Raw genomic sequence first — 21393 nt, forward strand, 5'->3', positions numbered from 1 at the left:
CTTTTCTTTGTTAATTGCTTTTTTAAAACCTCATAGGTTTTAGAAACCTATGAGGTTTGAGTTTTACTATAATTTATTCAATTGATAGAAAATCATATTCTATATTTGATTTATGATATTCTATAAAATCATTTACTGTTTCAAAATATTGCATCATTTCAGCTCTTTCAATTTTACTTTCTTTAGCCAAATTAATATAAGAATGATACGATGAATATTTCCACTTACCAATATCTTCAACAAATCCATGATTGACAGGATTATTATGAATATAATGAAGTAATTTCATAAAATATTTTTCATCGTTTATTCTTTTTCTCTTCAGATAATCCAGAAACAGAGAACCTTTTCGGTTATATCTTTTATTATAAGCTTTTGCGTAAGCATTCAACAGATTGCTAAACTGCTTCATTAAGTATTTATGTTCATCTTCATTTAAAATATCACCCAGTTTTTTAAATCTTACTAATAAATGAAAGTGATTTGGCATTAGACAGTATACATATATTTCAGCTATCGGAACAATATACTTTGCAAGCTTATCTAAAAAATATTTATAATTTTCTTCTTCTCTAAAAATTAAATCTTTTCCATTGGCATGAGTGTAGATATGGTATACATATTCACATTCAAAATTTTCTGTGTTTGACATTTATTTTTCTTCATTTGTGTGTTTTTATATTCAAACCTCATAGGTTTTAAAAACCTATGAGGTTTAGTAAGGGACGATAATTATTTCACATCATCCCAAATACTGTAATCCACCACTTTTGTAGGGATCTGCTGAACATATTCTGTGAAAGGTTCACAAGGCAAAATAGCATCTTTTCCTTCTCTTGCCAATTCCTGATACAGTTTTGTTCCTTCTGTTTTCCATTTAATCATTTCATCGGAAACATCGCGGATGATTTTTGCGGGACTTCCGACAATTAATTTTCTTGCATCACATCTGAAGTTTGCCGGAACAAAAGCTAAAGCACCGATGATACATTCATCTCCGATAAACGCTTTGTCCATGACGACAGAATTCATTCCGACCAGACAATTTTTTCCAATATGTCCGGAGTGAATAATCGCTCCATGACCGATATGTGCAGACTCTTCAAGTATAGTTTCAATTCCCGGAAAAACGTGTAGGGTACAGTTTTCCTGAACATTGGCACCGTCTTTCACTATAATTTTTCCCCAGTCGCCACGAATCACCGCATTGGGACCAACATAAACTTCTTCGCCGATTTCTACATTTCCGATGATCACCGCTTGCGGGTGAACATACGCGGAAGATTTTATTATCGGTCGAATTCCGTGATATGAGTAGATATTCATAATTTTAATTTGAAAATTTGAGAATTAGTTAATTTGAAAATTATTTTTAACGCAAGATCCACAAAGTTTTTTTGAAAATTTTTATGCATATTTTTCGTTCGCAAAGGCTTTTGACTCCGTCGAATCGTCGATTTCACTCAGCAAAGGCTAAACGTTAATTTAAATTAGCTAACTAGAAAAGTTGATGACGGTTTTAAGCATTTTCGAATTCTCAAATTTGTACATTTTCAAATTAAACTCGTTCAATAACCATCGCATACCCTTGTCCTACGCCAATACAAAGTGTACACAATGCATATTTCTTATCCTGCTTTTGAAGTTCCATTGCCGCAGAACCAACGATTCTGGCTCCGGAAACTCCAAGTGGATGACCGATTGCAATAGCACCTCCATTTGGATTTACTCTTGAATCATCATCTTTTAAACCCAAGCTTCTTGTTACGGCTAAAGCCTGAGCAGCAAAAGCTTCATTTAATTCAATGATGTCCATGTCGTCTAATGAAAGATTCAGTCTTTTTAATAGTTTTTGAGTGGCTTCTACAGGTCCGATTCCCATAATTCTCGGTTCAACGCCCGCAACAGATGATCCTAAGATTTTTGCTTTTGGCTTCAATCCATATTTTTTTACAGCTTCTTCGCTTGCTAAAATTAAAGATGCTGCTCCGTCATTCATTCCGGATGCATTTCCTGCGGTTACCGTTCCTTCTTTTCTGAAAGCCGGACGAAGTTTTCCTAGTCCTTCCATTGAAGAAGTCGGTTTGATAAATTCGTCGGTATCAAATATTTTAGGTTCGCCTTTTTTCTGTGGAATTTCAACTTTTACAATTTCTTCTGCCAGTCTTCCACTTTCCTGAGCTTTAGTGGCTTTCTGCTGAGACCAAAGGGCAAATTTATCCTGATCTTCACGGCTGATGTTGTGGATATCCGCTAAATTTTCAGCAGTTTCGCCCATTCCGTCAACGCCGTACATTTCTTTCATTTTCGGGTTGATGAATCTCCATCCGAAAGTGGTGTCAAACATCTGGCTGTCTCTTCCGAAAGCTGTACTTGGTTTTGACATTACATAAGGAGAACGTGTCATATGCTCTACTCCACCTGCAATATAAATTTCACCTTCCCCTGCAGCAATTGAACGGAAAGCATTTGCCACCGCAGACATTCCTGAAGCACACAATCTATTCACCGTTTCTCCTCCGATTTTATACGGAAGTCCTGCCAATAAAAGCCCCATTCTGGCAACGTTTCTATTATCTTCTCCTGCCTGATTGGCACACCCGAAAATAACGTCTTCAATTTCCTCAACAGGAACTTCAGGGTTTCTTGCTACAATTTCTTTAATAACAATGGCAGCTAAATCGTCGGCTCTTACTTCAGAAAGTCCTCCGCTTAATTTTGAAATGGGAGTTCTTATGTAATCTATGATGTATACGTTGTTCATTTTATTTAATTTGAAAATGTGTTAATTTGATAATTTGAAAATGAAAAAAGCATTAAAAAATAATTTTCAAATTGCTTCATTCTCAAATTTCCAAATTTTATAATTCTATTACTTTTTTTCCGATTTTATACACTGTTCCGACAAATTTTGCAATCAATTCTTCGTTTTGATTGGTAATTTTAATATCGTAAACAGCGGTTTTTCTGGTTTCATTGACCAAAATACTTTCTGCTCTGAAAGTATCCCCTTCTTTTCCGGCTTTGGTAAAATTGATGATGCAGTTTAATGCAACAGCAGCATCACCGGAATTGTTGGACGAAAAAGCCAGTGCAGAATCTGCAAAAGCAAATGTAACGCCTCCGTGAACCGTTTTCAGCCCATTAATCATTTCTTTTTTAATGGGCATTTCTATTAAACAATAATTTTCTCTGACTTCAATCAGTTTAATATTCATCCATTGGGAAAAATAATCCTGATCAAACATATATTTTGCAACCTGTCTCGGATTCATTTTAATTTTTGCTAGTTATTTTTTCAAATAATTCATCAGCCAACTTGTCGTAAACCGACATGGTCTTTCCAAGAATAATCTGATGGGACGAAAGATTTTCGGAATTTGAAGGATCTTCTGTTTGAAAATGTTCATTTAAATCAATTCCAAATTCATTTGCTAATCTTTTAATCAGTTCTTTATATTTTTCATTGAATTTGCCTAATAATTCAAGTTTTTCCTGATAATCTTCAATCGAGGAAAGCTCCTGATTTATATATTCTTTTTCAATGGTAAGCCTTGTTTCAAGTTCAGCTCTGAATGATTCTATATCCATCCTAAATAATATTATTTCATCAAATCTTTTCTGTCGGGATGTTTTAAATATTGTTTACCATCTTTATCAAAACACCAGACATCTGATATTTCTCTTAGCTGAAAAAATTCAAAATCTCCCTTATGAATTTTCATTCTATTCAATCTTCTGAGCTTTCTATTGGCTTCTAGTTTATTTTCCTTTTCTGATTCAGCAGTTGTTATTCCGATAATCGGAGTTTTTCTTTTTGACCTACTCATAAAAATCAATTTTATTGATTGATTATTCTTTTCAAATCTTTAATCCCATTTTCATAAGATTTTTTAAAAAGAAAATTAATTATAAAATATAAAAATCCAAATATCATCAGAAGTGGTATAAATAGGGAAAAAGCCTTTACTCCAAGTTCTAAAAAATTTATAATAATCAGAAAAAAGGGAAGCAAACTCCATATATAAATCAATATTTTAAATGTATTATGAAATTTTGTATCCAACCTTATTATTGTCTCACTTTCTTTCCGAACGAATCTTCCTTCATAAACACAGAAAATTCCTAAGGGCTTTTCTGAACTGATTATTTTGAAATAATTCTTATCTATATTTCCCTTGAAATATTTATCAGACCTTCTCATTGTCAAAGAACTGATCTCAGTATTATTTTTGATATTTAATAATACTTCTTCAATTATTTTTGAAGATTTTAATTCTTCAGATTTTTCCGGAAAAAACTTCATCCTATAATTTTCTCAGCAACGGACTTTGTCTGTATCTCTCTTCCTGATATTCTTCGTAAAGATCCTGCAAAGTTTCGGAGATTTTAGAATATCCTATTTCTTTTCCCCATGCCAATAAACCTTTGGGATAATTTACGCCTTTCTGCATTGCGAGTTCCAGATCTTCGTCATTTGCTACGCCTAACCTTTTTGCTTCTACGGCTTCATTAATCAGCATAGAAATAATTCTCATGAATATTTGCTGATAAAGCGCCTCATCTTTCACAGGTTCTGCTTTAACAGCTCCTTCCGAATAATCGTAAAATCCTTTTCCTATTTTTCTGCCGTGAAGTTTAGCTTCCGACATTCTTTGCTGAAGAAGAGACGGTTTGTATTTCGGATCGTAGAAATATTCGTTGTACACAGTTTTAGTTACCGAGAAATTCACATCAACTCCAATTAAATCCATTAACTCAAAAGGTCCCATTTTAAAGTTACCTAAAGTTTTCATGGCATCATCAACCTGTTCTACTGTTGCGATGCTTTCCTCAACAATTCTCAACCCTTCACCATAGTAAGGACGGGCAATTCTGTTGACGATAAATCCGGGGATATCTTTGGCAACAACAGGAGTTTTACCCCAATCTTTCATGAGACTGTAGATTTTTTCCGCTAAAGATTTTTCGGTTAACAAGGATGGAATAACCTCCACTAAAGGCATCAGCGGAGCCGGATTGAAGAAGTGAATTCCGATGAAACGCTCCGGTTTCTGTAATTCCGCACCAAGAGAAGTGATGGAAATGGAAGAAGTATTGGAACCAATAACACAGCTTTCTGAAACGTATTTCTCTAATTCTGTGAAAACTTTGGTTTTTATTTCTTTATTTTCGATGATGGCTTCAATGATCAGTTCACAATCTTTGAAGTCTTTTAATTCGGTGGCAATGGAAATATTGGCTAAAATTTCAGTCATTTTCTCCGCCGAAATTTTCTGTTTGTCGACCAGTTTAGTCAATGTTTTTTCCAAACCTACGGTTGCCGTTTCTACTTGTTTTGCATTAGCGTCATAAATCCAGACTTTGCATCCATTCGTTGCGGCTACCTGTGCAATGCCGATTCCCATGGTTCCGGCACCGATAATTCCTACATTCATATTTTTAATTTGAAAATTTGGAAATGAGTTAATTTGAAAATTATTTAAGTTTTGAACTTGAAATGATTTTAGATAGAATTAATAAAATTTCTTTTAAATCTGAAATTAATTTTTCACTGGGCGATTGTAAATGTGGAGACTTTAAACACAGTAAAAGCCAATATTCTGTTTCATCAGCTTCTTTAGCTGCAATTTTCAATTTATGGATAAAATCTGCTTTGCTTTCTGCATTTTGAGCTTCTCTAACATTAGCTCCAATCGAAGTTCCAGATTTGAAAATCTGATTTGCTAATGGAAATCTTTTAGATTCATACAAACCTTCTGAAAATTCAATGATGTCTAAAGCAAAATCAAAAGTCTTATTTACAATAATATTCTCTTTATCATTTCTCATTTTCAAATTCTCAAATTAACCCATTTTCAAATTAATTATTTCCCTTTATATTCAGGTTTTCTTTTCTGTAAAAAGGCACTTACTCCTTCTTTAAAATCTTCTGTTTCTGCAGCTTTCTGCTGCAGATCACCTTCTAATTCCAACTGCTGCTTCAGCGTATTGTCATAAGAATGTGCAAATGCTTTCTTGGTTAATTTCAAGCCAACAGTCGGCATATTGGAAACTCTTTCTAAAATTTCCATTGATTTTGAATTGAATTCTTCTTCAGTGAAAACTTCAGCAACCAAACCGTATGATTTAGATTCTTCCGCGGATAATTTTTTTCCGGTAAATGCTAAATAATTAGCCAATTGTCTTCCCAATAATTTTGGTAAAAAGTAAGTTCCGCCCGTATCAGGAATCAGACCGATATTGGAAAATGCCTGAGCAAAATAAGCTTTTTCAGTTGCCAGAACAAAATCGCAGATCAACGCCAACATTGCTCCGGCTCCAACTGCAGGACCGTTTACCAATGCAACAACCGGTTTTTTACAATGGGTAATTTCCATCACTAACGGATTGTAATAATCTGTTACAATTTTTCTGATGATATCGTTGTCATGATGTTCATTGCCCTGAACAAATGCATCATCAAGATTCTGACCGGAACAGAATGCTCTTCCCCTTCCTGAAATGGCAACACATCTTACCGCAGGATCTTCACTGCATTCTTTTACGAAATCTTTCAGATCTGATAAAGACGGCTTTGTAAGCGCGTTCATTGTTTCAGGCTGATTGAGATAAGCAATTTTTAATTTTCCGTCGAAATGCGACTCAATATCGAGTTGTGTATACATAGTTTTAATTTTTTATGATTAATGCACTAATTTAACAATAAAAATGCACCAATATATCAGTTTATAAGTATAACAATATTTAAAGCATTCAAAATTGTTATATTGCTACATTTTCAGATTGTTACACTCATTTAGTGACATTTAAAATAGTCAAATGGTTCCAGACAATCTAAACACTGATACGAAGCCTTGCATAGCGTAGACCCGAATCTGCTGATCTGTTTTGAGTTCATAGAACCGCAACGCGGACATTTTTTCGGTTTCCCGATATGATGTTCGTCGGCTCCTTTTTCGGGAGGAGTGATTCCGTACACCCGAAGTTTTTCTCTCGCTTCATCCGTTAACCAGTCCGTCGTCCAGATCGGAAACATTTTGGTCACTACTTTTGCCTCCCATCCGTTTTCCTTCATGATTTTGATGATGTCTTCCTCAATGGTAAACATGGCGGGACAGGCAGAATAAGTAGGCGTAATCGTTACTTCGCAGGAATTTTCGCTGGTAATTTTCGCTTCTCTTACAATACCCAATTCCACGATATTAATCACCGGAATTTCCGGATCGGGAACCATTTCTAATATTTCTAAAGGATTTTTCAATCTTCTTTTTATCTTAATTTTTACGTAAAATGTGCTAAGTTTTTTTGACTACCATTTTTTTTAATTCACAAAGGCGTTCTACTTAGCAAAGCCGTAAACTGCAAAATTGTTATGGTCGTTTGTTATTTTTAAACCTCACAGGTTTTTAAAACCTGTGAGGTTTGTGTTTCTACCACGTACAACCCGGATATGCTCTCTGCATATACTGCAATTCACAAAGGATATATCCAAAATATTCTGTGTGATATCCTGTTCTGGATTTTGGCTGCATGAAAGGATTTGTAGGATATTCTAACTGGAAATCTGCAAAATCTTTTTGAGTGATCGTTATAAATTCTTCATAAAGAGCATCGGTATTCGGAGCAATATTTAAAGCGACCAAATCATCTTCTCCTTCTGTTTTTGCAAATAGACCTTTGGTGTATTCCCAGATGTTTTCAATGGCTTTTACCAGACGGCTCTTACTTTCTTCTGTTCCCTGAGCAAAAATTTTCATCCAGGAAGCAGCGTGTGTGTAATGGTATTTTACCTCTTTTAATGATTTTTGAGCAATCGCCGCCAATTCTTCATTGGCTGAATTGGACAATGCTTCGTACATCAGTTTCTGATAGACTGCAAAAACATACACTTTTAAAATGGTCTGGGCATAATCTTCGTTCGGAAGTTCAGTCCAGTGTGCATTCACATATTCGTGTTCATATCTTAAAAAGGCGATATCATCTTCAGATTTTCCGTCGTCTAAAAGTCTTGAGGCGTAAACGTAAAAGTTGTTCGCCTGACCAAGTTCATCCAGCGCAATATTCGTTAATGCAATATCTTCCTCCAGATAAGGACCTTCACCGCACCACGCAGACAAACGCTGTCCCATAATGAAACTGTCATCTGCCAATTTTAATAAATAATTATATAATGGGTTCATTGTTTTAGCTTTGGGCTTTTGGCGTCTAGCTTTGGGCAAATTGCAAGCAGCTAACAGCCAATCGCTGTTTTACATATTCTTTACATCGTTCGGGATCTCGTAGAAGGTTGGGTGACGGTACAATTTATCATCAGCCGGATCGAAGAATGCTTCTTTATCCACTCCTTCCGAAGTTACGATGTATTTACTTGGAACTACCCAAACAGAAGTTCCTTCTTTTCTTCTTGTATAAACGTCTCTTGCGTTTTGTAAAGCCATTTCTGCTGTTGGCGCCTGTACAATTCCAACGTGTTTGTGAGATAACCCCGGTTTAGTCTGAATAAACACTTCCCACATATCTAAATTTGCCATAGTCAAATTTTAATTTTTATCTAGATTAGATTTTGAATAATTTTTACTTTAATTTGAACCATTAAGGACAATTAAGTTGTTAAGAATATTAAGTTTAGCTTGGCTTTAGATTTTGAATCAAAATGATTTTTCTTAATTCAACTAAACTTCTAAATAAAATCTTAATGGTTTAAATTAAGAAATTAGTTTACCTTTTCGTTCTGCTTCTCAGCGAAAGCTGCTGCCGCTTCTTTTACCCAAGAATTCTCTCTTTGAGCTTTTCTCTTCGTTTCGATACGCTTTTTGTTGGCAGGACCATTTCCTTTTAAGACCTCCATGAATTCATCCCAAGGAAGCTCTCCGAAATCGTAATGTTGCCTTTCTTCGTTCCACTTAAGATCTTTATCCGGAATGGTTAATCCCAAAAACTCAGCCTGAGCAACGGTAACATCGATGAATCTCTGACGAAGACTGTCGTTGCTTTCTCTTTTCACTCTGTAATTCATCGAAATTTTAGAGTTTGGCGAACTGTCATCGTTTGGACCAAACATCATTAAAGCCGGCCACCAGAAACGGTCTAACGAAGCCTGAGCCATTTCTTTCTGCTGTTTTGTACCACGGCAAAGAGCCATCAAAATCTCGTATCCTTGTCTTTGGTGAAAAGATTCTTCTTTACAGATTTTCACCATCGCCCTTGAGTAAGGACCGTAAGAATTCCCCATCAACATCACCTGATTCATGATTGCAGCACCATCAACCAACCACCCGATCGCTCCGATATCTGCCCAGCTTAAAGTAGGATAGTTGAAGATACTTGAATATTTCGCTTTTCCTGAAAGCATATCTTCATACGTTGCATCTCTGTCGGCTCTGATCGTTCCGTCCCCTAATGTTTCGGTTGCAGAATAAAGGTATAAACCGTGACCTGCTTCATCCTGAACTTTAGCCAACAACGCCATTTTTCTTCTCAATGAAGGGGCTCTGGAAATCCAGTTGGCTTCCGGCAGCATTCCTACGATTTCAGAATGCGCGTGCTGTGAAATCTGACGAACCAATAGTTTTCTGTAATCATCGGGCATTACATCTTTGGGTTCTACTTTATTTTCGTCGTGTACATACTGTACAAACTTTTCAATATCTATTTCCATCTTGTAATATTTAAAATGAAGGTAAATTTTAACGCAAAGTTCGCTAAGATTTCTTTTACTACTAACTGTTTTTAAAGTTCACAAAGGCGTTCATTTAGCCAAGTCCACAAAGTTTTAGAGTGAAATCTTATTATTTTTACATTGGTAAATTATTACATTGTTACATTAATTATACGTCATAATTAAGCATCACCACATTGGTTGTCGGGTGACACTGGCAGGTAAGAACGTAACCTCGGGCTACTTCTTCTTCGGTAAGTGCGTAGTTTTTTTCCATGAAGACTTCACCTTCCAAAACTTCGGCTTTACACGTACAGCACACTCCCCCTTTACATGCAAAAGGTACAGGAAGATTGTCTTTCAATGCTTTATCTAAGATACTTTCTTTTTTTGAATTCAGGTGGAACGAATATTCATCATCGTCAATGATTACAGTAACCATACTTTCAATATTGGCAATGGCTTTGAACTCATCACTCATTTCCTCCGTATTTTCTTCGTCAGGAGCAGTGAAATATTCAAATAGAACCTGAATTGCCGGTACTTTTTTATCTTTCTTTAAATAATCTGCAATTCCTTTGATCATTTCAGAAGGTCCGCAAATGAAATACGTGGCTTCTTTTACATCAATATCTGCATATCTTTCAAATAAATGTTCCAGTTTTTCAGGGGAAATTCTTCCTTCGAAAATCGGATCTTCATGCTTTTCACGGCTTACGAGATAAACTACTTTCAATCTTCCGTTGAACTGCTCCACCAATTTATCGATCTCAGCCTTTTTCATCACGTGATTCATGCTTCTGTTGCTGTAGAACAGATACGCGTTGGAATTCGGCTCCTGATAAAGACTTTCTTTAATATTCGATAAAACCGGAGAAATTCCGCTTCCTGCCGCCAAACCAATGTAAGTTTTTACGTTTGTCGGATGATAAGAAGTGTTGAAACCGCCCATCGGAGGCATTACTTCAAGAATTTCATCCATGTGAAGATGCTCATTGAAATAACCGGAAACTTTTCCGCCTTCCAATAATTTCACTAAAACTTCCAGCGTGTTGCTTTTTTCACTCGGCGCATTACAGATGGAGTAAGAACGTCTTTCTTCATTTCCGTTGATCATCATCCGGAAATTAAGATACTGCCCCTGTTTGAATCTGAATTTATCTTTCAGTTCTTCAGGGATTTCAACCGCTACATTTACTGCATCGTTGGTATCTTTCTGAACTTTTACCGTTTTAAGTTTATAAAATGAATTCATTTATTTTTTAGTATTCTGTTAATTTTTCCACCTTCGCATTTCGGAAGACTGTCCTGAGCATGAATTTTCACTTTTGTGGTAATTCCTACCCTCTTTTTTATTTCGTTTTCTATACTTTTTCCAAAGCTTCCGACAAAAATAGCATAATCATCGGTATTTTGATTTAAATTTTTCGAGGCAATCAATTCATCACCAATCTCAACATCAATATCCAGTGCAACACACATTTGCTCCTTTTCAACAGGAGTTAAATAATAGTTCGGAACGACTCCTTCTACATGAGAAAACGCTTCTTCAATCTGACTTGGATAAACATTTACCCCTCTTACAATCAGCATATCATCGGCTCTTCCCAGAATCGGACGCATCTTTACCATCGTTCTTTTTCCGTTTTCGTCATAGTAAAGACTTGTGATATCATTTGTCCAGTAACGCAGAAGCGGCATTGCTTTCTTCGTTAAAGTGGTAATCACCAAAACGCCTTCTTCACCAAACGGAACGGGCTCTTTTGTAACCGGATCGAGAATTTCGGGATAAAAATGGTCTTCCCAAATGTAAGAACCTCCTTTTTCCTCAAAATCTTCCATCGAAACTCCGGGTCCGATAATTTCGCTTAATCCGTAAATATTGGTTGCATGAACGCCTAATCTTTCTTCAATATGCTGTCTGATTAATTCCGTCCAAGGCTCTGAACCTAAAACGGCATATTTTAAACTGATTTCTTCTGCGGGGATTCCTCTTTTAGCAAATTCATCAGCAATGGTCAAAGCGTAAGATGGCGAACAACAGATTACTTCCGGCTGAAAATCCATGATGAGATCAACCTGTCTCGCCGTCATTCCTCCCGAAATAGGAAGAACGCTCATTCCCAGTTTTTCTGCTCCGTAGTGCAGTCCCAGTCCGCCCGTGAAAATCCCGTAACCATATGCATTATGCAACTGCATTCCCGGTTTCGCGCCTGCTGCATTTAAAGATCTCGCCACGACTTCGCTGAATAAATCAACATCTTCTTTTGTATATCCCACTACCGTTGGTTTTCCCGTTGTTCCGCTTGAACAGTGAATTCTCTGCAGTTCATTTTTCGGAACGGTAAATAAACCAAACGGATAATTGTCTCTCAAATCCTGTTTGTATGTTATCGGAAGTTTGGTAATATCTTCAATCGACCTTATTTCCTGTGGAGATATTCCTGATTCTTTAAATTTTCTTTTATAAAACTCCGACTTCTCCCCAAGATAGCTTACCAAATTTGCCAACCGCTCAGACTGAAGCTGTCTCAACTGATCGAGCTTAAGATATTCAACACCAAAATCCATAACTAACTAACATTTGTTAGGTGTAAATTTAATAAGATTTTGGAACGTGACAAAATTTTTATGATTTTCGTCAGATTTTTATTGATTCTAAATAATTAAGGCTAAGATTGAGGTTTAGTTTAAGCATGATTTTAATATGATTTTGTCATTCAGAACATAGACAGAAAGTTTACGAATACAGTTCGGAAGTGAAGTGAAGAATCTTTTTAAAGCAATAAATAATAGATTTCTCCTTCACAGAAATGAAAGCTTACTGCATGAAATATTGTTATTCAGAACGGAACAAAGTAAAGTGTGGAATATAAGCGAAGTTTTCATTATAGCTGTCGAAATTTCTACGGAATGACAATAACAATTTTAAATAATCTTAAAATAATTGTTGAGATTCTTCCTTCGTCAGAATGACAGTTAAACGGTTTATTTCTTTTGATTTCCCAGCAAACCAAAAAGAATTTTGTTCCTTATTTCATCGGTGATATCCGAACCGGATTCTATATTTCTTTTGAACCAGAAGTAGGAATTGTTTAAAGTATGAAGAATAAATCTCGTGGTAAAAGCGGGTGATCTTAATTCCCAGTTTTCAGCGGTATAAATTTCAGAAATCAACTGTTCAACTTCCTGCTGATAATTTTTTCTTAATTCGATGAATTCAGGTAATCTCTCTTCAAGGTGCTTCCATTCATTGGAATAAATGTGCGTGACATCACGGTTTTTAAGAACAACCGACAAATGTTTTTCAATGAAAAGATTGAGCTTTTCCTTTGGTGGAATATTGGTATTTTTTACTTGCTGAAGTTCATCAAAAAACTCCTGCGCAATGCCGAAACAGATCCATTCCAGAATTTCTTCCTTTGAGCGGATGTGCGCATATAAAGAAGCCGCTTTGATATTCAGTCTAGTTGCCAAATCACGAACAGAACTTCCCATGTAGCCTTTCTCCTTGAAAAGTTCCACGGCAACATCTAAAATTTTCTTCTGTTTTTCTTTAAGCTCCATTTGTAAAAACGCAAAAGTAATTATTTTGATTTTAATATTTGATTTTGAGAAGATGATTTTTAAACTAAGAATTAAAAGTAAAACACTGCATAATGTTTTTTCAAAATGATGAAATGAAAAATTATTTAAACCATTAAGAAGATTTAAGATGTTAAGTTCAATTAAGAAAAAATCAATAGATTTTTAATAAGCATTATTTTGGAAAGCGAAGCAGCTCTTAAATATTCTAAACTTCTTAATTAAAATCTTAATGGTTCAATCAAAAAATAAGGTTAGACGTATTTTGAGATTCAACCCAATCTGACGGTTCTTCCGATAATTTTCACTTAAATTCTTCGAATCGGAAATTTTGTCTTTCCAAAGCAGATTAAAAATAAAGATTTCGGAAATTTTGTCCAATATTTTTAAAAATTCAACAATAGAATACTTTTTGCGATAATGTACCCGAATTAAATGATTAAATAAAGATTAAGGGCATCAGAAATTAGAAAATCTGATTAAAAAATTAACATTTATTTGACTCTTATGGTCTGAAATCTGATGTCTAAAATCTAAAATTGGAAACTAAAAATTAAAGAATCAAAAATATACAAAATATGAATTTAAATCAATATACCGTAAAATCTCAGGAAGCGATTCAGGCTGCCCAACAGGTGGCAATGGAATTTGGCAACCAACAGATCGAACCTCAACATTTACTGGAAGGAATTTTTCAGGTAGATGAAAATATATCGCCTTTCTTATTAAAAAAATCTGAAGCAGATGCAGCTTTGGTAAGAGAGCGAAACCGCGAAAATCTTGAAAAACTTCCTAAAGTACAGGGAGGCAACATTTACCTATCACAATCAGCAAATAAAGTTTTGCTTGATGCGCCCAACATTGCTAAAAAAATGGGCGACGAATATGTAACCATTGAGCATTTATGGCTTTCATTATTGGAAACAAATTCAGAAGTTTCAAAAATGCTGAAAGATATGGGCGTTACCAAAAGTCTTCTGGAAGGCGGAATTAAAGAATTAAGAAAAGGCTCGAAAGCAACTTCTGCAAGTTCAGAAGAAACGTATCAGTCTTTAAATAAATACGCTAAAAACTTCAACGAATTAGCGGCGGAAGGAAAATTAGATCCTGTAATCGGGCGTGATGAAGAAATCCGAAGAGTGTTGCAGATTCTTTCGAGAAGAACAAAAAACAACCCGATTCTGATTGGTGAACCCGGCGTTGGTAAAACCGCCATTGCGGAAGGAATTGCCCACAGAATTATCAGCGGTGACGTTCCTGAAAATCTAATGGATAAAACCTTATATTCTCTGGATATGGGTGCTTTGATTGCCGGTGCAAAATACAAAGGTGAGTTTGAAGAGCGTCTGAAATCCGTAGTGAATGAAGTTATTAAATCGGAAGGACAGATTATTCTTTTCATCGACGAAATCCACACTTTGGTGGGAGCCGGAGGCGGTGAAGGCGCAATGGACGCTGCAAATATTCTGAAACCAGCTTTAGCGAGAGGAGAATTAAGAGCGATTGGAGCAACGACTTTAAATGAATATCAGAAGTATTTTGAAAAAGATAAAGCCTTAGAAAGACGTTTTCAGAAAGTAATGGTAGAAGAACCGGATACAGAATCCGCAATCTCTATTCTTCGTGGAATTAAAGATAAATATGAAGCGCACCACAAAGTAAGAATCAAAGATGAGGCGATTATTGCAGCGGTGGAAATGTCTCAACGATATATTTCAGACCGATTTTTACCGGATAAAGCGATTGATTTAATTGATGAAGCTTCGGCAAAATTGAGAATGGAGATTAATTCGAAACCGGAAGAGCTGGATGTTCTCGACAGAAAATTAATGCAGATGGAAATTGAACTGGCTGCGATTTCAAGAGAAGGCAACCAGACGAAAATCGATCATTTAAAAGAAGATATTGCGAAGATTTCTGAACAGAGAAATGAAATTAACGCCAAATGGCTGAAGGAAAAGCAAAAATCTGAAGATTTAACGCAGATTAAAAAAGATATAGAATCTCTGAAATTAGAGGCAGAAAGAGCTTCAAGAGCAGGAGATTACGCAAAAGTAGCGGAAATCCAATACGGAAAACTGCGTGAAAAAGAAGAAGAGCTGAAAAAGCTTGAACTTGAAATGCAAAATCATCAGAATGAATTGATTAAAGAAGAGGTAACTTCTGAAAACATTTCTGAAGTGATTGCCAAATGGACCGGAATTCCTGTAACGAAACTGCTTCAGTCTGAAAGAGAAAAGTTATTGAATCTGGAGACCGAACTTCATCACAGAGTAGTTGGGCAGGACGAAGCCATTACCGCCGTTGCGGATGCGATCCGAAGAAACAGAGCGGGATTGAGTGATGATAAAAAACCAATCGGGTCATTCTTATTCCTGGGAACCACCGGAGTCGGAAAAACCGAGCTGGCAAAAGCTTTAGCGGAGTTTTTATTTGATGATGAAAACAATATGACGAGAATTGATATGAGTGAATATCAGGAGCGTCACAGTGTTTCGAGATTGGTGGGTGCGCCTCCGGGATATGTGGGTTATGATGAAGGCGGACAATTGACGGAAGCCGTGAGAAGAAGACCGTATTCTGTGGTTCTTTTAGATGAAATTGAAAAAGCACATCCTGATGTTTTCAATACTTTGTTACAGGTTTTGGATGACGGAAGATTAACCGATAACAAAGGAAGAGTGGTGAATTTCAAAAATTCGATTATCATTATGACATCGAATTTAGGTTCACATTTAATTCAGGAGCGCTTCGACTCCGCTCTGCGTGACAAGGATGATAACATTAGTCCGGAAACACTGGAAGAGGCAAAAGATGAGGTCTTTGATTTATTGAAACAGACGTTACGTCCGGAATTCTTAAACAGAATTGATGAGGTTGTATTATTCCAGCCTTTAAGAAAAAAAGAAATCGGAAAAATCGTTACCTACCAACTGAGAGGATTTAATGAAATGCTTTCGAAAAGAAATATCATTATGACGGCTACTCAGGATGCTGTAGATTATCTGATGAATAAAGGATATGATCCTGCATTCGGAGCAAGACCTCTGAAAAGAGTGATTCAGCAGGAGGTTCTTAACCGGTTATCGAAAGAAATCCTTGCCGGAAAAGTGAACGATGGCGACAGAATAACACTGGATTATTTCGAAGAGACAGGTCTGGTTTTCAGACCGACCGATTTATAAGTAGTTTTTTTCATATATATTATTTTTGAAGAATTTCCGCAGACCAAAAAATCTGCGGAAATTTTATTTGTAATATATCAGATGTGAAATAGGCAAATCTCATTGTTGCCGAAGTTACAATCTATTTTATATCCACCAATTCTACATCAAAAGTAATAGTAGCGCCTGCAGGAATTGGCCCGGCTCCATTATCTCCGTAAGCTAGTTCTGAAGGAATATAAAATCTGTATTTAGATCCTTTGCTCATCAACTGGATACCTTCTGTCCATCCTTTGATTACACCGCCCAGATTAATATCCATTGGTGCGCCTCCGTTTTTGTCGGTAGAGTCGAAAACAGTTCCATCCAGAAGTTTTCCGGTATATTTTACCTGTACAACATCAGACGCTTTTGGTTTTGTTTTACCGTCACCTTCCTGCAGGACTTCATACTGTAAACCGGAAGCCGTGGTCTTCACTTTAGGATTGCTTTTATTTTTAGCAAGAAATTCCAGACCTTTTTTCTTATTTTCATCTGCCTGTACGCCCGCTGCAGCTTGCTTTTTTTCATGCTGTTTTTGCATAAACTCCTGCATAAAAGAATCCATTTCTTCAGCCGGCATCAGCTTTTTTCCTCCATCCATTTCTTCTTTAATAGCCTGAGCCAAAAGATCTGCATCTACTTTGAAGCCTTCCTGTTTCATGTTTTTAGCAATACTCAGACCTATATAGTAGGAAGCTTTTTGATCATCCGTGTATTTGCCATCCGCTGCAGTTTCGTCTTTCTTAGCGCATGAAACACTAAATATTGCTATGCAAAGTAATGCGATAGTCTGTCTTTTCATTTGATAATTTATTGTTTATGATTAATGAATTTAATAATCGCTGCAAATCTATCCAAAATCTTTATAATTTTAATTAAAATTTACAATCCGTAAAAACCCCATAAATAATCAGGAAAAAACCGTGTCGTATTCCCCTGAAATTTTACGAGATTTGCAATAACCAACTAACCTTTCACCTTTTTTAAAACTAGCTTTATGGAAACAAAACCAAATTTAGACAACTTAGAATTTGAATCAGCCGAATCAATTTCTAATCCCAACACGCTTCACTGCGATTTAATCAGAACTCTTGTAGAGAACTACAGAAAAAATCAGTTAGCGTGTGTAAACCAAAATTTAGGATTTGATGATGCCCACTCCATTCATTTTGATCTGGCAACGCTGAAAAAATTTATTTCAGACATTGAAAATGAAGCATTGAAAAACGATTCCCGAGTTACAGATCAGGATTTGGGAATACGATTTTATTATGCGGCTTATCCTAAAGAGCAGGACTGGAATATTATGTCGGGAACTCCGATCGGAACAGAATATGCGCAGAGACATACTTTAGTTTTGGTTCCTACGATGAAACAGGAAGACGAAAACGGAGAAAAACTCTGCTATGATTTCAATCCTTTAAGCACAAGCGGAAGCGGAGAGTTTTTAGCGATGGCTTCAGCAAGAAATTCCAGTTTGCAGGGAGATATTATTTGCCAGAATCATGGTTTGCTGAATCCTCCAAATGCTCTTAAAGTTGAAACATTTTAATAAATAAAAAGTTATTGACAATAATTTAAACACGATGACTGAACTGGAAACAATCTTACAAGATTCAATGATATGGGTAGAAGGTATTGCTGCTTTGATTTCAATATTATATTATTCCCGAATAAAAAACCAATACTGGAAATACTTTTCGTATTATTTAATTTTAATGTTTCTATGTGAAGCCATCGGAAAATGGGGCGAAAATTTCATTGATTACAGCAAACCAAATTTTTATAATTATTTTGTAATCCCTGTAGAATTTATATTTTTTTACTGGATTTATGCAGCAAAATCTTTTGGCAAGCCTAAATTATTTTATGTAATTTCTGCTTTGTATTTAATTTCTCTGATATTTGGAGACATTTTTTCTACCAAGAAAATAATTATGTCATTCAGCTATACATTTGGCTGCCTGATTCTTATGGGCTTAGTAATAATGGAATATTACAAACAGATTAATTCTTCGAATATTCTCAATTTCAGTAGAAATCCAATGTTCTATATTAATCTGGGGGTTACATTATTTTATATTGGAACTTTACCTTTTTGGACGTTTTTTGCTTATATCATAGTTTATAGAGAGATATACCATATTTATTTTTCCTACTTTTTACTTTCAGGAATCGTCATGTATCTTTTATTTTCAATTTCATTCATATGGGGAAAACAGAACTCTTAGTAACGTTAATTCTATTCAATATCTTTTTTGTATTGTTTGTGGCTGCGGTAATGGTTTATATCCGCAAATACAAACAGCGCAAAAAAGAATATCTGAATGAGATTGAAATAAAAAACGAAATTCACCAGAAAGAATTGTTAGCGACACAGCTAGAAATTCAGCAGGCAACGATGCAGCAGATCGGGCGTGAACTTCATGATAATATCGGTCAGAAATTAACATTAGTGAGCCTTTATACGCAACAGCTTTTGTATGAAAATAAAGTTCCGGAAGTAAGCGAAAGAATCGAGCAGGTTTCGCAGATTATTAATCAGTCGCTTCATGATCTCAGGAGCCTTTCAAAAACATTAACTGACGACAATATTAATCAAAAGGAAATCGTAACTTTAATTCAGGAAGAAGTAGACAACACCAATGCGTTTAAAAAATGCCATGTCGATTTTCAGCATAATTTTAATCAGCTGGATCTCAGCTTTGTGCATAAAAATGTATTGCTGAGAATTACTCAGGAATTTATTCAGAACAGCATCAAACATTCGGGCTGTAAAAATATTTTCATTAATCTGAACACTTCTCAGGAGTTACTTTGGGAACTGAATATTAAAGATGACGGCATCGGTTTCGATCAGTCCAGCATCAAATCCAACGGAATCGGGCTTACCAACATGAAAAACAGAGCCGAAATTATCGGGGCAGATTTTTGCCTTGAAAGTCAGAAAAATTTGGGAACTACGCTCAACATTATTTTAAAAAGACAGCCATGAAAAAAACGATAGTGATTGTAGACGATCATGTACTTATCGCAAAAGCTTTAGAAGGAATTATTGATAATTTTCCGGAGTTTGAAGTAATCTACGTTGCCGAAAACGGAAAAGACCTCATCCAGAAATTCGAAAACAACAGCAAAATTCCGGATATCATTCTTCTGGACATTAGTATGCCGATTATGGATGGTTTCGAAACGGTACTCTGGCTCAAGGAACATCATCCGAACATTAAAGTAATGGCTCTAAGCATGCAGGGTGACGATAAAAGTGTCATTAAAATGATCAAAAACGGAGCAAAAGGATATTTATTAAAAAACACACATCCTAAAGATCTTGAAAATGCCTTAACCAAACTCAATAACGACGGTTTTTTTTATCCGGAATGGGCTTCCAAGATCATTTTTTCCAATATGAATAATGAAGATGCTGCCAATAACGTGAAAATTTCCGACCGCGAAAAAGAGTTTTTAAAATACACCGTTACAGAACTCAGCTATAAAGAAATTGCGGATAAAATGTGCTGCAGCCCGAGAACGGTAGAAAGCTACAGAGATCAGCTTTGCGATAAATTAGATCTTAAAACCAGAGTTGGCCTTGCTGTTTTTGCTATTAAAAACGGCTTCGCAGAATCTTAAATTCAGAATAAACATTCACTCATATTTTTTAACTTAAATCTGAATCCTTTCTCCAGTGGAAAGGATTTTTTGTGCTGTAAATAACTTTTTTCACTTGCTAAAAAATCAATAAAAACATCATTTAAATACAAATAATACAGCATATTTTAAAAAATACTATTTATTGAATAATAAAATAACTCAACTAAAGGGTGAAATACTTGCATATATACTTCAAATAATATAATTTCATTGCCGAACAAAATATTATATTTTTTATGAAAAAACTATTATTCGGAGCTCTTATGCTGAGTTTCCTTTCTGCCTGTAACAGCGACAATGTTTCTAACCAAACCGAAGGATCTGAAAACACACCTGCTATTTCCGGAACCGCACTTCAAAGAGGCTGTGCTTCTGAAGAAATCCGACAAGCAGCGTTGAAAAACAGTTCGGAACTGAGACAGAAATATTCTGAAATAGAAGCCAGAACCGAAAGATTTGAAAACGATATGAAACTGGGAAAAGTATTATCCGATGGTACCGTTGAAATTCCGGTAGTGGTAAATGTCTTATACAGAACAACTGCTGAAAATGTTTCTGACGCCCGTATTGCAGAACAAATTGCAGTTCTTAATGCGGATTATGCAGGAACTAACAGTGATGTTTCAAAAATTCCTTCCGAATTTCAGGGGGTAAAAGCGGGTGATGTAAAAGTAAGATTCAGACTGGCGAATGTGGTGAGAAAATCTACTACCAAAACAAGCTGGAGTACCAATGATGCGATGAAGAAAGCATCTACCGGAGGGATTGATGCAACAAGCCCTTCTAATTATTTAAACATCTGGACGGTAGGAAATATGGGACAGATTCTTGGCTATGCAACTTTCCCTGAATCTTCCGGATTATGGAACGACGGAGTGGTAATTGCGTCTCCATATTTTGGTAAGACCGGTGCTTCTTCTCCTTTCAATCTGGGAAGAACAGCTACACACGAAGTAGGACATTATCTGAACCTGAGACACATCTGGGGAGATGCTAACTGTGGAAACGATCTTGTGGCGGATACTCCGACTCAAACTACTTCTAATGCTGGAAAACCAAGCTATCCTCTTTACAATACCTGCAGCGGCGTACAGAGATCTGTAATGTTTATGAATTACATGGATTATGTGGATGATGCAGCCATGTTTATGTTCTCTGCAGGACAGAAAACAAGAATGCAGTCTGTGGTAGCTTCTTCCGGAGCAAGATCAGGATTAAGAATTAACTAAACTTTATTGCTAATTTTAATATCAAAAATTCCGGCTGTTTCAGAGAAACAGCCGGAAT

The 21393-nt window shown here is 35.8% G+C and carries 24 protein-coding genes; 6 read left to right on the plus strand and 18 right to left on the minus strand.

What is annotated here, in order from left to right:
- Window positions 1-73 precede the first annotated feature (73 nt).
- The 17 genes from AC52CF_RS18230 to AC52CF_RS18310 all read right to left on the minus strand — a co-directional run bounded on the left by AC52CF_RS18230 (window position 74) and on the right by AC52CF_RS18310 (window position 13228).
- A complete protein-coding gene (locus AC52CF_RS18230) occupies window positions 74-652 on the minus strand; it encodes a transposase (RefSeq protein ID WP_214588452.1) in 579 nt (192 codons plus the stop codon).
- 80 nt (window positions 653-732) lie between these two features.
- The gene (locus tag AC52CF_RS18235) at window positions 733-1326 is read right to left on the minus strand and encodes an acyltransferase (RefSeq protein ID WP_214588451.1); all 594 of its coding nucleotides are present in this window, start codon (window positions 1324-1326) and stop codon (window positions 733-735) included.
- A 232-nt stretch (window positions 1327-1558) separates the two neighbouring features.
- The gene (gene pcaF / locus AC52CF_RS18240; protein ID WP_214588450.1) at window positions 1559-2764 is read right to left on the minus strand and encodes a 3-oxoadipyl-CoA thiolase; all 1206 of its coding nucleotides are present in this window, start codon (window positions 2762-2764) and stop codon (window positions 1559-1561) included.
- Between the two features lie 97 nt (window positions 2765-2861).
- Entirely contained in the window at window positions 2862-3275 is a 414-nt protein-coding gene (locus AC52CF_RS18245) for a PaaI family thioesterase (RefSeq protein ID WP_214588449.1), read from the minus strand.
- Between the two features lies 1 nt (window position 3276).
- Window positions 3277-3591, minus strand: a complete 315-nt coding sequence (locus AC52CF_RS18250) for a hypothetical protein (RefSeq protein ID WP_290343649.1) — start codon at window positions 3589-3591, stop codon at window positions 3277-3279.
- An 11-nt stretch (window positions 3592-3602) separates the two neighbouring features.
- Window positions 3603-3830 (minus strand): hypothetical protein, encoded by a 228-nt coding sequence (locus AC52CF_RS18255; protein WP_214588447.1) that lies wholly within the window; start codon window positions 3828-3830, stop codon window positions 3603-3605.
- Between the two features lie 11 nt (window positions 3831-3841).
- Entirely contained in the window at window positions 3842-4306 is a 465-nt protein-coding gene (locus AC52CF_RS18260) for a hypothetical protein (protein WP_214588446.1), read from the minus strand.
- 1 nt (window position 4307) lies between these two features.
- Entirely contained in the window at window positions 4308-5438 is a 1131-nt protein-coding gene (locus AC52CF_RS18265) for a 3-hydroxyacyl-CoA dehydrogenase NAD-binding domain-containing protein (RefSeq protein ID WP_214588445.1), read from the minus strand.
- Between the two features lie 40 nt (window positions 5439-5478).
- Window positions 5479-5832, minus strand: a complete 354-nt coding sequence (locus AC52CF_RS18270; protein ID WP_214588444.1) for a four helix bundle protein — start codon at window positions 5830-5832, stop codon at window positions 5479-5481.
- Between the two features lie 35 nt (window positions 5833-5867).
- Window positions 5868-6668 carry an enoyl-CoA hydratase/isomerase family protein gene (locus tag AC52CF_RS18275; RefSeq protein WP_214588443.1) on the minus strand — a complete coding sequence of 267 codons (801 nt, stop codon included), beginning with the start codon at window positions 6666-6668 and terminating at the stop codon, window positions 5868-5870.
- A 131-nt stretch (window positions 6669-6799) separates the two neighbouring features.
- Window positions 6800-7237 carry a 1,2-phenylacetyl-CoA epoxidase subunit PaaD gene (gene paaD / locus AC52CF_RS18280; RefSeq protein ID WP_375180798.1) on the minus strand — a complete coding sequence of 146 codons (438 nt, stop codon included), beginning with the start codon at window positions 7235-7237 and terminating at the stop codon, window positions 6800-6802.
- 196 nt (window positions 7238-7433) lie between these two features.
- Entirely contained in the window at window positions 7434-8183 is a 750-nt protein-coding gene (gene paaC, locus AC52CF_RS18285; RefSeq protein WP_250902086.1) for a 1,2-phenylacetyl-CoA epoxidase subunit PaaC, read from the minus strand.
- A gap of 69 nt (window positions 8184-8252) precedes the next feature.
- Window positions 8253-8534 carry a 1,2-phenylacetyl-CoA epoxidase subunit PaaB gene (gene paaB / locus AC52CF_RS18290; RefSeq protein ID WP_002981782.1) on the minus strand — a complete coding sequence of 94 codons (282 nt, stop codon included), beginning with the start codon at window positions 8532-8534 and terminating at the stop codon, window positions 8253-8255.
- Window positions 8535-8716: 182 nt separating this feature from the next.
- Entirely contained in the window at window positions 8717-9655 is a 939-nt protein-coding gene (paaA, locus tag AC52CF_RS18295) for a 1,2-phenylacetyl-CoA epoxidase subunit PaaA (RefSeq protein WP_496518223.1), read from the minus strand.
- Window positions 9656-9830: 175 nt separating this feature from the next.
- Entirely contained in the window at window positions 9831-10916 is a 1086-nt protein-coding gene (locus tag AC52CF_RS18300; RefSeq protein WP_087707822.1) for a 2Fe-2S iron-sulfur cluster-binding protein, read from the minus strand.
- Window positions 10913-12232, minus strand: coding sequence for a phenylacetate--CoA ligase family protein (locus AC52CF_RS18305; protein WP_290266133.1), 1320 nt, complete (start codon window positions 12230-12232; stop codon window positions 10913-10915). Before AC52CF_RS18305 ends, AC52CF_RS18300 begins: the two co-directional genes overlap by 4 nt.
- A 417-nt stretch (window positions 12233-12649) precedes the next feature.
- Window positions 12650-13228 carry a TetR/AcrR family transcriptional regulator gene (locus AC52CF_RS18310; RefSeq protein WP_214588439.1) on the minus strand — a complete coding sequence of 193 codons (579 nt, stop codon included), beginning with the start codon at window positions 13226-13228 and terminating at the stop codon, window positions 12650-12652.
- Window positions 13229-13824: 596 nt separating this feature from the next.
- Here AC52CF_RS18310 and clpB point away from each other — a divergent pair.
- Window positions 13825-16431 carry an ATP-dependent chaperone ClpB gene (clpB, locus tag AC52CF_RS18315; protein WP_375180795.1) on the plus strand — a complete coding sequence of 869 codons (2607 nt, stop codon included), beginning with the start codon at window positions 13825-13827 and terminating at the stop codon, window positions 16429-16431.
- A 121-nt stretch (window positions 16432-16552) separates the two neighbouring features.
- Here the strand turns inward: clpB and bamJ are convergent, their stop codons facing one another.
- The gene (gene bamJ / locus AC52CF_RS18320; RefSeq protein WP_375180796.1) at window positions 16553-17254 is read right to left on the minus strand and encodes a BamJ family beta-barrel-assembly machinery protein; all 702 of its coding nucleotides are present in this window, start codon (window positions 17252-17254) and stop codon (window positions 16553-16555) included.
- A 195-nt stretch (window positions 17255-17449) separates the two neighbouring features.
- On the opposite strand from bamJ, the gene AC52CF_RS18325 reads away from it, so the two are divergent.
- The 5 genes from AC52CF_RS18325 (at window position 17450) to AC52CF_RS18345 (ending at window position 21335) form a co-directional block, all read left to right on the plus strand.
- Window positions 17450-18004 carry a hypothetical protein gene (locus AC52CF_RS18325; RefSeq protein WP_214588436.1) on the plus strand — a complete coding sequence of 185 codons (555 nt, stop codon included), beginning with the start codon at window positions 17450-17452 and terminating at the stop codon, window positions 18002-18004.
- A gap of 34 nt (window positions 18005-18038) precedes the next feature.
- Window positions 18039-18683: a hypothetical protein gene (locus AC52CF_RS18330; protein ID WP_214588435.1), complete on the plus strand. Its 645-nt coding sequence runs from the start codon at window positions 18039-18041 to the stop codon at window positions 18681-18683.
- Complete coding sequence (locus AC52CF_RS18335; protein ID WP_214588434.1) at window positions 18662-19447, plus strand: sensor histidine kinase; 786 nt, start codon at window positions 18662-18664, stop codon at window positions 19445-19447. Before AC52CF_RS18330 ends, AC52CF_RS18335 begins: the two co-directional genes overlap by 22 nt.
- Entirely contained in the window at window positions 19444-20085 is a 642-nt protein-coding gene (locus AC52CF_RS18340) for a response regulator transcription factor (RefSeq protein WP_214588433.1), read from the plus strand. The genes AC52CF_RS18335 and AC52CF_RS18340 overlap by 4 nt, the downstream gene beginning before the upstream one ends.
- Before the next feature lie 257 nt (window positions 20086-20342).
- Window positions 20343-21335, plus strand: coding sequence for a zinc metalloprotease (locus tag AC52CF_RS18345; protein WP_214588432.1), 993 nt, complete (start codon window positions 20343-20345; stop codon window positions 21333-21335).
- Window positions 21336-21393 lie beyond the last annotated feature (58 nt).

It is taken from the genome of Chryseobacterium sp. 2P, assembly GCF_059579425.1.

What these genes read in the sequence shown, in the direction of transcription:
- AC52CF_RS18230 (WP_214588452.1), bottom strand. Translation starts at nt 652, where the DNA reads ATGTCAAACACAGAAAATTTTGAATGTGAATATGTATACCATATCTAC.
- AC52CF_RS18235 (WP_214588451.1), bottom strand. Translation starts at nt 1,326, where the DNA reads ATGAATATCTACTCATATCACGGAATTCGACCGATAATAAAATCTTCC.
- pcaF (WP_214588450.1), bottom strand. Translation starts at nt 2,764, where the DNA reads ATGAACAACGTATACATCATAGATTACATAAGAACTCCCATTTCAAAA.
- AC52CF_RS18245 (WP_214588449.1), bottom strand. Translation starts at nt 3,275, where the DNA reads ATGAATCCGAGACAGGTTGCAAAATATATGTTTGATCAGGATTATTTT.
- AC52CF_RS18250 (WP_290343649.1), bottom strand. Translation starts at nt 3,591, where the DNA reads ATGGATATAGAATCATTCAGAGCTGAACTTGAAACAAGGCTTACCATT.
- AC52CF_RS18255 (WP_214588447.1), bottom strand. Translation starts at nt 3,830, where the DNA reads ATGAGTAGGTCAAAAAGAAAAACTCCGATTATCGGAATAACAACTGCT.
- AC52CF_RS18260 (WP_214588446.1), bottom strand. Translation starts at nt 4,306, where the DNA reads ATGAAGTTTTTTCCGGAAAAATCTGAAGAATTAAAATCTTCAAAAATA.
- AC52CF_RS18265 (WP_214588445.1), bottom strand. Translation starts at nt 5,438, where the DNA reads ATGAATGTAGGAATTATCGGTGCCGGAACCATGGGAATCGGCATTGCA.
- AC52CF_RS18270 (WP_214588444.1), bottom strand. Translation starts at nt 5,832, where the DNA reads ATGAGAAATGATAAAGAGAATATTATTGTAAATAAGACTTTTGATTTT.
- AC52CF_RS18275 (WP_214588443.1), bottom strand. Translation starts at nt 6,668, where the DNA reads ATGTATACACAACTCGATATTGAGTCGCATTTCGACGGAAAATTAAAA.
- paaD (WP_375180798.1), bottom strand. Translation starts at nt 7,237, where the DNA reads ATGGTTCCCGATCCGGAAATTCCGGTGATTAATATCGTGGAATTGGGT.
- paaC (WP_250902086.1), bottom strand. Translation starts at nt 8,183, where the DNA reads ATGAACCCATTATATAATTATTTATTAAAATTGGCAGATGACAGTTTC.
- paaB (WP_002981782.1), bottom strand. Translation starts at nt 8,534, where the DNA reads ATGGCAAATTTAGATATGTGGGAAGTGTTTATTCAGACTAAACCGGGG.
- AC52CF_RS18300 (WP_087707822.1), bottom strand. Translation starts at nt 10,916, where the DNA reads ATGAATTCATTTTATAAACTTAAAACGGTAAAAGTTCAGAAAGATACC.
- AC52CF_RS18305 (WP_290266133.1), bottom strand. Translation starts at nt 12,232, where the DNA reads ATGGATTTTGGTGTTGAATATCTTAAGCTCGATCAGTTGAGACAGCTT.
- AC52CF_RS18310 (WP_214588439.1), bottom strand. Translation starts at nt 13,228, where the DNA reads ATGGAGCTTAAAGAAAAACAGAAGAAAATTTTAGATGTTGCCGTGGAA.
- clpB (WP_375180795.1), top strand. Translation starts at nt 13,825, where the DNA reads ATGAATTTAAATCAATATACCGTAAAATCTCAGGAAGCGATTCAGGCT.
- bamJ (WP_375180796.1), bottom strand. Translation starts at nt 17,254, where the DNA reads ATGAAAAGACAGACTATCGCATTACTTTGCATAGCAATATTTAGTGTT.
- AC52CF_RS18325 (WP_214588436.1), top strand. Translation starts at nt 17,450, where the DNA reads ATGGAAACAAAACCAAATTTAGACAACTTAGAATTTGAATCAGCCGAA.
- AC52CF_RS18330 (WP_214588435.1), top strand. Translation starts at nt 18,039, where the DNA reads ATGACTGAACTGGAAACAATCTTACAAGATTCAATGATATGGGTAGAA.
- AC52CF_RS18335 (WP_214588434.1), top strand. Translation starts at nt 18,662, where the DNA reads ATGGGGAAAACAGAACTCTTAGTAACGTTAATTCTATTCAATATCTTT.
- AC52CF_RS18340 (WP_214588433.1), top strand. Translation starts at nt 19,444, where the DNA reads ATGAAAAAAACGATAGTGATTGTAGACGATCATGTACTTATCGCAAAA.
- AC52CF_RS18345 (WP_214588432.1), top strand. Translation starts at nt 20,343, where the DNA reads ATGAAAAAACTATTATTCGGAGCTCTTATGCTGAGTTTCCTTTCTGCC.